The organism is Bergeriella denitrificans NBRC 102155 (assembly GCF_001592185.1).
Taxonomy (GTDB): Bacteria; Pseudomonadota; Gammaproteobacteria; order Burkholderiales; family Neisseriaceae; genus Neisseria; species Neisseria denitrificans.
Map to the genome: position 1 here is coordinate 1 of NZ_BCWL01000058.1, position 10393 is coordinate 10393.

8 protein-coding genes are annotated in these 10393 nt (G+C 59.7%); 7 read left to right on the forward strand and 1 reads right to left on the reverse strand.

The window, feature by feature from the left end; all coding sequences use genetic code 11:
• Positions 1-68 precede the first annotated feature (68 nt).
• The 5 genes from BDE01S_RS04880 to gltX all read left to right on the forward strand — a co-directional run bounded on the left by BDE01S_RS04880 (position 69) and on the right by gltX (position 6039).
• Positions 69-1268, forward strand: a complete 1200-nt coding sequence (locus tag BDE01S_RS04880) for a 3-hydroxybenzoate 6-monooxygenase (protein WP_066078053.1) — start codon at positions 69-71, stop codon at positions 1266-1268.
• 254 nt (positions 1269-1522) lie between these two features.
• The gene (locus BDE01S_RS04885) at positions 1523-2500 is read left to right on the forward strand and encodes a TRAP transporter substrate-binding protein (protein ID WP_066078054.1); all 978 of its coding nucleotides are present in this window, start codon (positions 1523-1525) and stop codon (positions 2498-2500) included.
• Positions 2501-2675: 175 nt separating this feature from the next.
• Positions 2676-3197, forward strand: a complete 522-nt coding sequence (locus BDE01S_RS04890) for a TRAP transporter small permease (RefSeq protein ID WP_066078057.1) — start codon at positions 2676-2678, stop codon at positions 3195-3197.
• A 3-nt stretch (positions 3198-3200) separates the two neighbouring features.
• Positions 3201-4484: a TRAP transporter large permease gene (locus BDE01S_RS04895; RefSeq protein ID WP_066078062.1), complete on the forward strand. Its 1284-nt coding sequence runs from the start codon at positions 3201-3203 to the stop codon at positions 4482-4484.
• Between the two features lie 160 nt (positions 4485-4644).
• Entirely contained in the window at positions 4645-6039 is a 1395-nt protein-coding gene (gene gltX, locus BDE01S_RS04900) for a glutamate--tRNA ligase (RefSeq protein WP_066078065.1), read from the forward strand.
• 453 nt (positions 6040-6492) lie between these two features.
• Here the strand turns inward: gltX and dinG are convergent, their stop codons facing one another.
• Positions 6493-8673 carry an ATP-dependent DNA helicase DinG gene (dinG, locus tag BDE01S_RS04905; protein ID WP_066078067.1) on the reverse strand — a complete coding sequence of 727 codons (2181 nt, stop codon included), beginning with the start codon at positions 8671-8673 and terminating at the stop codon, positions 6493-6495.
• A gap of 166 nt (positions 8674-8839) precedes the next feature.
• Between dinG and BDE01S_RS04910 the strand changes: the two genes are divergently transcribed.
• Positions 8840-9070 (forward strand): exodeoxyribonuclease VII small subunit, encoded by a 231-nt coding sequence (locus BDE01S_RS04910; RefSeq protein ID WP_066078072.1) that lies wholly within the window; start codon positions 8840-8842, stop codon positions 9068-9070.
• Positions 9054-9950, forward strand: coding sequence for a polyprenyl synthetase family protein (locus tag BDE01S_RS04915; RefSeq protein WP_066078074.1), 897 nt, complete (start codon positions 9054-9056; stop codon positions 9948-9950). The genes BDE01S_RS04910 and BDE01S_RS04915 overlap by 17 nt, the downstream gene beginning before the upstream one ends.
• Positions 9951-10393: the final 443 nt, after the last annotated feature.

The following is a 10393-nucleotide window of genomic DNA, read 5'->3' on the forward strand; positions in this document are numbered from 1 at the left end:
GGGCGAGCCAACGCCGTAGCAGGATTTAAGTTCGACGACTATAAATCGGCAAAACCAGGAGACACATCATGAACGGACAACCCCAACCCAAAATCCTCATCATCGGCGGCGGCATCGGCGGCCTGGCCGCAGCATTGGCCGCCGCCCGCGAAGGCGCGGAAGTCTTGGTATTGGAACAGGCGCAGCAGATTGGCGAAATCGGCGCCGGCATCCAGCTCGGTGCCAACGCCTTTGCCGCGCTGGATGCGCTGGGCGTCGGCGAAGCCGCCCGCGCCCGCTCGGTGTTCACCGACACCCTGCGCCTGATGGACGGCACCACCGCCGAGCCTGTGTTGGAAATCGACGTCGGCCAAGCCTACCGCGAGCGCTTCGGCAACCCTTACGCCGTTATCCACCGCGCCGACATCCACCTTTCCATCTTGGAAGCGGTGCAGCAGCATCCGTCTATCCGTTTTCAGACGGCCACGGAAATCGTTGCCGTCGAGCAAGACGCACACAGCGCCACCGCCATCGACAGCCACGGCCGCCGCTACACCGCCGATGCCCTTATCGGCTGCGACGGCGTGAAATCCGCAGTCCGCCGCCACCTGATTGGCGATGAAGCCAAAGTCACCGGCCACGTTGTGTACCGCGCGGTGGTGGATAAGGAAAATATGCCCGAAGCCCTGCAGCAAAACGCGCCCGTTGTATGGGCCGGCCCGAAATGCCATCTGGTGCACTACCCGCTGCGCGGCGGCCAGCAATACAACCTGGTGGTGACGTTCCACAGCCGCGAGCAAGAAGAATGGGGCGTGACCGACGGCAGCAAGGAAGAAGTGTTGTCGTATTTCCAAGGCGTGCATCCCCTGCCGCACCAGATGCTCGACCGCCCGACTTCGTGGAAACGCTGGGCCACCGCCGACCGCGATCCGGTCGAGCGTTGGAGCTTCGGCCGCATTACCCTGCTGGGCGATGCCGCGCATCCGATGACGCAGTATCTGGCGCAGGGCGCGTGTCAGGCTTTGGAAGACGCCGTGGCGCTGGGCATGGCGTTGCGCCGCTACCGCTTCGATTACGAAGCCGCTTTCGCCCACTACGACCGCGTGCGGATTCCGCGCACCGCCCGCGTGCTGTATGCCGCCCGCGAGATGGGGCGCGTCTATCACGCCGCCGGCGTGGAGCGGCTGGTCCGCAATTCGCTGTGGAAAGGCCGCACGCAGGCGCAGATGTACGATTCGCTGGCCTGGCTGCACGGCTGGAAAGCGGAAACCTGCCTGGACGAAGACTGACCCGTTTTCAGACGGCCGACAGGCCGTCTGAAAATAAAGCACACCCGTCCGCCCCGCATCACACCGCCTTTCTGCCTGCATTTCTGCCCAACTTTCCCACACCCCCGAAACCCTACGCCGTCAAATCAGGCGGGGCTTCGGCTACCCGGCAGACAGGCAAAACACCGTCATAAAAGCGTCGGACAGCATCCGCATCAGGCCGCGCACCGCCGCGCCGCGCGGATGGCAAACCGCGCCCACAGAGGAGAAATGCCGTGAAATCCCTGCACCCCCTGCGCCTTTTGGCTGCCGCGCTGGCCTGCGCCGCCGCGTGGAGCGCACAGGCCGAAACCCTGAAGCTCGGCCATGTCACCCCGCCCAGCCACGTTTGGCACAAAATTGCCGTCAAAATCGACCAAAACCTGCAAGCCAAAAGCGGCGGCAACATGAAGCTCGCCGTCAGCCCGTTGAGCAAACTCGGCTCGGAAGGCTTGATGATGGATATGCTGCGCTCGGGCGCGATGCCGATGGCGATTCTGACCGCAGGCTCGCTCTCCAACCGCGAACCGGCCTTTCTCGGCTGGTCCATGCCCTATCTGTTCCGCGACGTGAAACACGCCACCGCCGCCGCTGCCACGCCCGCCGCGCAGGAAATGCTCGGCAGCCTCGACAAACACGGCATGATCGGCATGGGCTACGCCTTTGCCGGAATGCGCCATGTGCTGTCGCTCACGCCGGTCAACCACCCCGATGATTTGAAAAACCGCAAAATCCGCGCCTTTCCCAATCCGGTTTACAAAGATTACTGGCGCGGTAACGGCGCTGCGCCCACGCCGCTGCCCTTGTCCGAAGTCGCCCCCGCGCTGACGACCAAGCTGCTGGACGCGGTGGACATCGACCTGGATGCGCTCGTGGGCATGAAGTTCCACCATCAAGCGCCCTATCTGACCATGAGCAACCACATGGCGTTTCCCGCCGTGATTGTGGTCTCGAAACGCTATTGGGACGGGCTGGACGAGCGCCGCCGCCGCATTGTGCGCGAAGCCGTGAAAGAAGCCGAGCTGTGGGGCTATGAGCAGGCCGCCGCTGCGGAAGAGAAAAACCTGCAGGCCGCGCTGAAAGACGGCGTGAAGCTGCAACAAGCCGATTTGCAGCCCTTTACCCGCATCGGCGCCGATGTGGCCGAACGCTACCGGCAACGCCACGCGCTGCTGGGCCGCTTTTATCGGGAAGCCCGCGCGTTACAGCCGTAATGCCGTTTTCAGACGGCTTCGGGCCGTCTGAAAAACCGCCTTATCTATAGTCATCGAACACAGCATGATACGGCGTTACTGCGCCTTGTTTCATACTGATTTTCTTCGACTGTCGTGAAATGAGCTGCCCGAAATGCTCGCGCCGTTTCACAATATTCCGACCAAGGAGAACACCATGTCCCTATCCCTGCTCAACCGCCTCGACAGCCGCCTTGCGCGGGGCGAACAATGGCTTTTGGTTTTATTCTGCGGCCTGCTGGCGCTCATCATGATTACGCAGGTGGTGTTGCGCTACTTTTTCGACGCGCCTTTATTTTGGGCGGAAGAAATCTGCGCCCAGCTTTTGGCCTTTATCACCGCTTTCGGTCTCGCCTATCTGACGCACACGCGCCAGCACATCTGCATCGATTTCGCCGTAAACGCGCTGGGCACGAAAAGCCGCAAAACCGTGATGCTGCTGACCGACATCCTGCTGCTGGCGCTGACGGCGGTCTTGTGTTTCTACGCCTGGGCGTGGGTGCTGCGCCCCGAAGTGCAGGCCGAAGTCAGCGGCACCACCGGCCTGCCGCGCTGGCATACCTTTGCCGCCCTGCCGCTGGCGCTGACGCTGCTCTGCTTCCACCAATTCGCCGCTACGGCCAACCGCTGCGCGGGCAATGCCCCCGCCACCGCCCACCACGAACCGACAGGAGTATGAGCCATGCTGACCCTGACCGTATTTTTGATTCTGCTCCTGGCCGGCTTGCCGGTATATGCCGCCATTTTGTGCGCCGCCCTGCTGTTTATGGTGTCCGGCGGGCAGGCCGTACTCGTCAGCAGCGCGCCGCTGCAGCTGTTTAACTCTTTGGAAACCGGCAGCCTGCTGGCCATTCCGCTGTTTGTGCTGGTGGGTGAAATCATGAACAAAGGCGGCCTGACGCAGCGTCTGATTGCCGTTACCGAGCTGTTTGTCGGCCGTCTGAAAGGCGGGCTGGCCTATACCAATCTGGCCACCAATGCGCTGGCGGCCTCCATTCTCGGCTCGGCGGTGGCGCAAATCGGCGTGATGAGCCGCGTGATGATTCCGCCTATGGAAAAACAGGGCTACGACAAGGCGTTTGCCAGCGCGGTGACGGTATCGGGCGGCCTGCTCGGGCCGATTTTCCCGCCCTCGATGCTGATGATTATTTACAGCGTGGTGGCGGTGCAGCCGATTATTCCCCTGTTTATCGCGGGTGTCGTGCCTGCCACGCTGATTTTCTTCGGGCTGTGCGCGGTGGTGTTCGGCTTCAGCCTGGCCGGCAAACACATTCCGGCAGCATCCGTACGCGCCGCCGACGGCGTGCCTGTACGCAAAATCCTGTTTGACGGGCTGCTGCCGGGCATGATTCCCTGCGTCATCATCGTGGGCATCGCCGCCGGCATCATGACGCCGACCGAAGCCGGCGCGGTGGCTTCGCTGATTGCTTTTGTTTTGTGTTTTGCCTATCGGGAAATCCGCATCCGCGACCTGTTTGACATTTTCCTGTCTGTCTGCACGCTGACCGCCACCATCTGCGGCCTGATTGCCGCCGCCTCGCTGCTGAGCTGGGCGCTGACTTTTCAGGGCGTTCCCGACCAAGTGGTCGCGCTGATTACCTCGCTGACGGATTCGCCGTTTTGGTTTATGCTGGCCGTGGCCGCCGTGCTGATTTTCCTGGGCATGTTTTTGGAAAGCATCAGCGCGCTGATTGTGTTGGTGCCGATTTTGATGCCCGTGGTGAAGCAGCTGGGCGTCGATCCGGTGCAGTTCGGCGTGGTCTGCGCCATTGCCACCGCCATCGGCGTACTCACGCCGCCCGTCGGCCCCGGCCTGTTTGTGGTGATGGCGCAAACCCGGGTCAAAATGAGCGCTTTGGTGAAGCAGCTGGTTCCTTTTTTGGCCGTTGTGCTTGCCGTTTTGGTGCTGCTGGCCGCCGTGCCCGAGCTTTCTACCTGGCTGCCCAAGCTGGTTTTGTCTAAATAAACCGCCAAGGCCGTCTGAAAAAGCCGTCTGAAAACTTCACCTGCGCCCGGCAGCCGGTTTTCAGACGGCTTTTCATCAGGCTCCGCCGCCTCGCCCGACTTGGTTTATCCCCCGCCACGCTATACAATAACGCTTTCACTTTTTCATATCGGAAGCCATCATGACCGTCAAAACCCGTTTCGCACCCAGCCCCACCGGCTACCTGCACATCGGCGGCGTACGCACCGCCCTGTTTTCCTGGGCGTTTGCCAAAAAGCACAAAGGCGAATTCCTGCTGCGTATTGAAGACACCGACCTGGCACGCTCCACCGCCGAATCGGTCAACGTCATTCTCGACGGCATGAAGTGGGTCGGCCTGAATTACGACAACGCCGACAACGTGGTGTACCAAACCCGCCGCTTCGACCGCTACAAAGAAGTGCTGGCCGAACTCTTAGACAAAGGCGCGGCCTACTACTGCTATTGCAGCAAAGAAGAGCTGGAAGCCATGCGCGAAAAAGCCGAACGCGAAGGCACGGCCACCTACGACCGCCGCTGGCGCCCCGAAGCCGGCAAAACCCTGCCGCCCGTACCCGAAGGCGTAGAGCCGGTGGTGCGCTTCAAAACCCCGCTCGACGGCGCAACCGAGTGGCACGACCTCGTCAAAGGTAAAATCTCCATCCCCAACGACGCGCTGGACGATTTAATCATCGCCCGCGCCGACGGCACGCCGACCTACAATTTCTGCGTTGTCGTTGACGATTTCGACATGGGCATCACCCACGTGATTCGCGGCGACGACCACGTCAACAACACACCCAAGCAAATCAACATCTTAAAAGCCATGGGCGCCACTCTGCCCGAATACGCCCACCTGCCGATGATTCTCAACGAGCAGGGCAAAAAAATCTCCAAGCGCAGCGGCGACACCGTAGCCATCACCGATTTCGGCGCCATGGGCATCCTGCCCGAAGCCATGCTCAACTATCTGGCGCGTCTCGGCTGGGCGCACGGCGACGACGAATTTTTCACCATGCAGCAGTTTATCGAGTGGTTTGATTTGAAAGACGTCTCCCCCTCTCCAAGCCGCATGGATTTGAAAAAACTCTACTGGATTAACGCCGAACACATCAAAGCCACGCCCGACGACGCGCTCGCCGCGCTGGCGAAACCCCGCCTGGCCGTGCGCGGCATCACCGATACCGCCGCCCCCGCGCTGGAAAACGTGTTGGCACTCGTCAAAGACCGCGCCCAAGATTTGAACACGCTGGCCGACGAATGCGTTTACTTCTACGAAAAACAAACGCCCGCCGAAGCCGACACCGCCAAACACTGGGACGACGAAGCCCCCGCGCGTATGCTGCGCTTCGCCGACAAGCTCGAAGGTTTGGACGATTGGACGGCCGAAGCCATTCACGACCTGTTCAAACCCTTCTGCGACGAAGAAGGCATCAAAATGGGCAAACTCGGCATGCCCCTGCGCCTGGCCGTATGCGGCACCGCCAAAACCCCGAGCGTGGATGCCGTATTGGCCTTAATCGGCCGTGAAGAAGTGCTGCGCCGCATCCGCGCCTGAGCGCAGACGGCAACAGCCGTCTGAACATACGAGAATTGTGTGCCGTGGGGCGCGGGCTGCCGCCCGCTGCGGATACGGCAATGGTTCGACCATTAAAAAGGCCGTCTGAAAATTGCATTATGGCGATTTTTCAGACGGCCTTTTTTTTGATTATCGGGGTGTACCGATTAAACGATATATAAGTGAAGTTTCTAAAAAACGAAACAGGTCAGACTTGGAACGAAAGCCTGTATTTTGGTAGAAAATTAGCCTCTTCCAATGCCGTCATTCCCGCGCAGGCGGGAATCCACCGTTGAAGATAAGCGGTTTGTTGTTTTAAAACAGGTTTCTTAACTTTAAAAGTGGATTCCCGCCTGCGCGGGAATGACGGGGCTGAGGGCTGTAATCGCTTTTACAAAAGTCCCAAGCCGCCTGAAAATCACGATTTTCAGACGGCCTTTTTTAGCGTTTCATCTACCCTATCCGTTTAAACGGCGGTAAACACGCCAGCAGCTGTTGGCCGTAGCGTTGGGTTTTGACGCGGTTGTCGAGGATGGTGACGCGGCCGTAGTCTTGCTCGGTGCGGATCAGGCGGCCGACGGCTTGGACGAGTTTGATGCTGGCTTCGGGTACGGTGATTTCGATAAAGGGGTTGCCGCCGCGCTGTTCGATCCAGCGGTTTTGGGTTTTCTCAATCGGATTGTCGGGCATGGAAAACGGCAGTTTGGCGATGATGACTTGTACGCAGGCTTCGCCGGGGAGGTCGAGGCCTTCGGCGAAGCTGTCGAGGCCGAAGATGATGCTGGCTTTGCCTGACTGCAGGGCTTCGTCATGGCGTTGCAGCAAAACGGCTTTGGGCAGCTCGCCCTGTATCAGGAGCAGCGGCAGGTAGGTGTCGGGCAGGCGCAGGGCGACGTCCTGCATTTGTTTGCGCGAGGAGAAGAGTACCAGCGTGCCGATGGCTTCTTCGGCGGAAATGAGCTTGGGCAGCCATTCGACGATGGCGGCGGTATGCGCGGCGGGGTCTTTGGGGCTGGCGTGCACGGGCGGGAGATACAGTTCGCCTTGTGCTTCGAAATCGAACGGGCTTTGCAATGCCAATGTGGTGGTTTCGGGCAGCCAGACGAGGCCGGTTTGCCGCAGCAGCAGATTGAAGTTGCCCAGCGATTGCAGGGTGGCTGAGGTCAATACGGCACCGGCTGCCCGCCGCCACAGGCTGTTGGCCAGATGGTTGGCGCTGCTGATGGGGCTGGCGTTGAAGATATAGTCGTTTTTGTCGTCGATGCGGCGGGTAATCCATTTGGCCAAGGGTGCTTCGCCTTCTGCGGGCACGGTGGCAAATAAATCCCATACGGCGCTGATTTGTTCGATGCGGGCGGTAAACAGGCCGAATTCGCTGCTGAGGCGGTCGATGAGGACGCTGTCCTGCTCTTTGTCGCGGCGGGCGGCGGAGAGTGCGTCGTTCAGGCCGTAGGTGTGTTTGAGCAGGCTTTTGGCGGCAACGGCGGTATTGGAAACCAAAAGTTCCAAGCCTTCGGGAATTTTGCCGTCCTGCCACAGCCAGGTCGGTTCGCTGTTTTTGCGGTTGAAATCGCTGTTGGTTTCAGAGTGCGAAGCCTCCCCGTGGGACGGCCTGATGCTCATTTCGGGTTCTTCGGCAAGGTGGAATTGCCATTCGTGCAGGCTGTCGAGCAGCGATACGGCGGCTTCGTCGGCCAAGTTTGCCAACTCCGCTTTGTCGGTGACGGCGGCGATTTTACCCGTGATTTGCGGCAGTTTTTCCAGCGACCATGCGGCGGTGTTCCATGAATGTTCGGCGGCAAACTGGCTCAGGGCTTTTTTCGGCAGGTGGTGTGCTTCGTCTATGCAGTAAAAGCTGTTTTCGGGCGCGGGCAGGATGACGCCGCCGCCCATGCTGATGTCGGACAACAGCAGGTCATGGTTGGCGACGACGACGTCAACCGTTTCCAAAACATCGCGCGCCAGATAAAACGGGCATTCGGCGCGGTTGGGACAGGCGGCTTTCAGGCAGCCGTGACGGTCGTTGGTGATGCGGAGCCACAAGCCGTCGTCGATTTTTTCCGGCCATGCGTCGCGGTCGCCGTTGTAACGGCGGGCGGCAAATTCGTCGGCCAGCGTGCGCAAAGTGTCCAGCTCTTCTTTTTTCGGCTTGGTATCCCATAACGCGGCGGGGGCTTCAAATCCGAGCAGGCTCTGCTGCGCGCTGCCTTGAGTGAGCTGGTAGAGTTTGTAGGGGCAAAGATAGCGTCCGCGTCCTTTGGCCAGTGCAAATGTGAGCTCCAAGCCGCTTTTTTCTACTAAAAACGGTAAATCGCGGTCAACCAGCTGCTCTTGCAGTGCAACGGTTGCGCTGGACACAATCAGCCGTTTGCCGCGCGTCTGCGCCATGATGCCGCCCGCCAGCAGGTAAGCCAGCGATTTGCCCACGCCGGTCGGCCCTTCGATAACGGCAATACTCTCGCCCTCGCGTTTGGGTGCTTCGCCGCCTTCTTCGCGCACCAAAGTGCGTGAAAACGCGTTGGCCACCGCCGCAATCATTTCCCGCTGCGCGGCGCGCGGGCGGAAATTGGGCAGGTTTTTGCCGATGTTTTGGTAGTGGTCGCGGATGGCGTTTTTTTCGAGGTCGGTAAGCATGAAAGGCCGTCTGAAAAATGGGCGGGAAGCAGGTATAGTCGGAAAAATTAATTTCTCCAACTATATTTTAGCATTTCGGCAGCCTCTTTCGGCAGCGCCTGCGTGAAAAACGGCCTTGCCCGCCTAAAAATGCTACAATGCCTTTTTGTTTTACCGCCCCGTAACCATGAAAAAAAACGCCGCCCCCAAATCTTTTGAAGAAGCCGTCAAACGCCTCGAAGCGCTGACGCAAGCCATGCAGAGCAGCGATATGCCGCTGGAAGACGCGCTGGCCGCCTATCAGGAAGGCAACGAGCTGGTGCAGTATTGCCAAAACAAGCTGGCCGATGTCGAACAGAAATTACAGGTATTGGATGCCGGCGAAATGAAGGAGCTGAGCCTTGACCCGAGCGAATGATTTGAAAGCCTGGCAGCAAAAAGCCCAAGCGCAAACCGAGCTGGTGCTGGAGCGCCTGCTGCCGTCTGAAAACGAGCTGCCGCAAAAGCTGCACGAAGCCATGCGTTACGTCACCCTCGGCGGCGGCAAACGCCTGCGCCCCTTGCTGGTATTGGCCGCTTCCGAATTGGGCGATGCCGATTTAGCCGCCGTTGAGCAGGCGATGGGCGCGATTGAGATGGTGCACGTCTATTCATTGGTGCATGACGATATGCCGCCGATGGACAACGACAGTCTGCGCCGAGGCAAGCCGACCTGCCATGTGCAATACGACGAAGCCACCGCGCTCTTGGTCGGCGACGCGCTGCAAACGCAGGCGTTTGAGGTATTGAGCCGCCCGACCGCCTTGCCCGCCGCTCGCCAACTCAAAATGTTGTCTGTATTGGCCCAAGCCAGCGGCAGCCTCGGTATGGCGGGCGGACAGGCCATCGATTTGGCCAATGTCGGCAAACCGATGAACCAAGCTGAATTGGAGCAGATGCACGGCCTCAAAACCGGTGCGCTTATCCGCGCCGCCGTGGTTTTAGGCGCACTCGCCTGCCCCGGTTTGGGCGACGGTGAAATCGACCGCCTCGACCGCTACGCCGCCAAGCTCGGCCTCGCTTTCCAAGTGATTGATGATGTGCTCGACTGCGAAGCCGACACCGCCACATTGGGCAAAACCGCAGGCAAGGATGCGGACAACGACAAGCCGACTTATGTGAAGCTGATGGGCTTGAACGAAGCCCGCGCCTACGCCGAAGCACTGGTCGCCGAAGCCGTAGCATTGTTGCAGCCGTTCGGCGAAAAAGCCACGCATTTGCGGCAGCTGGCGGAATTTGTGACTGCGCGGAAGCATTGAGTACCACAAAAAATGCGTAGGTCGGGAGACCATCCCAACACATCATGCCGTAGGGCGAGGTTGCCACCCCGCCGCTTTTCTGATGGATTGAGCCCGAACGTTTCTCATTCTGCGAATGAGTGGCGGGATGGCAACCCCGCCCTACGAGAAATGCGTCACATCACCATTTATGGAAATGTTAGGTTTGCAACCTAACCGACCTTTCGCAGCAAACGCAAAGGCCGTCTGAAAATCCGTTTTCAGACGGCCTTTCCCGTTCCATGCTATAATCCGCCCGCACACCGCCCGGACAGACAGTCGCCGCGTATCGCGTAAGGCATACGGGGAGGAAAGTCCGGGCTCCAAAGAGCAGAATGCCGGCTAACGGCCGGGCGCGGTAACGCGACGGAAAGTGGAACAGAGAGCAGAACCGCCGATGGTTCACGTTGCAGCCTTTTGTGTCA